The organism is Vibrio sp. 1727 (assembly GCF_033344415.1).
Classification (GTDB): Bacteria; Pseudomonadota; Gammaproteobacteria; order Enterobacterales; family Vibrionaceae; genus Vibrio; species Vibrio alginolyticus.
On record NZ_JAWPOT010000265.1, the window covers coordinates 1 to 701 of the forward strand.

A 701-nucleotide genomic window follows, 5' to 3' on the forward strand; every position below is an offset into this window, starting at 1 on the left:
GAGTTGAAGGTTAACAATGAGCAAGCTTCGAGCATTGAAGATTACCAAAACAAACACACTGTTATTTATGGTGACCTTCTGTCGGCCTACCCAACAAAACTGCATAATGTTCTCATCGATGGGGATATAGAGCTAACGGGGTCGACGCTTCATATTGACGGTAAGTACAACACCATTATTGGTAAAATTTTGACTCACAGTACGACCGATATAATCAATGCTAACGTTTGTGGCACCATTGAATCAAAAGGCCATCAATTGCATCTCAAGACGAATCACCCTTTCCAACAACATTTCGTCGTCGGTGATATTGTGGCGCACAGTTCTCTGCTTATTGATGATATGGCGGTTTACGGCACGACGGAGTCCAAAGGTGCATCTGCCGCACTGAACGGTTCGTTCTACGCGAAAGATACTGCGATTAAGTACTTCCAGACATTAAACTTTAATCAAGGTGTTGGAAGTCAGGTTTGCGGCGAAATCCAACAAACGCCGGGAAGTTCGCACCCTCATAGTGTAACTGGCAAGTATTCTCAGTTCTGCGGTGTTGGCCAATCACGTTGCGATTACTCGAGCTCCATTTGTCCGAGCACCGCAACTCCGCCGCCTGAGTGTAGCATGTTGCCTCCAAGTAACGATGACTTGGGCCTGACGGTGACACCATCTGATGACATGGCGTTGATGTGCGGTGACGATCTCCC

General features: G+C 46.9%; 1 pseudogene. It reads left to right on the forward strand.

The features are described from left to right. Window positions 1-701, forward strand: a pseudogene (locus R8O10_RS25155) (polymer-forming cytoskeletal protein); the annotation flags it as partial.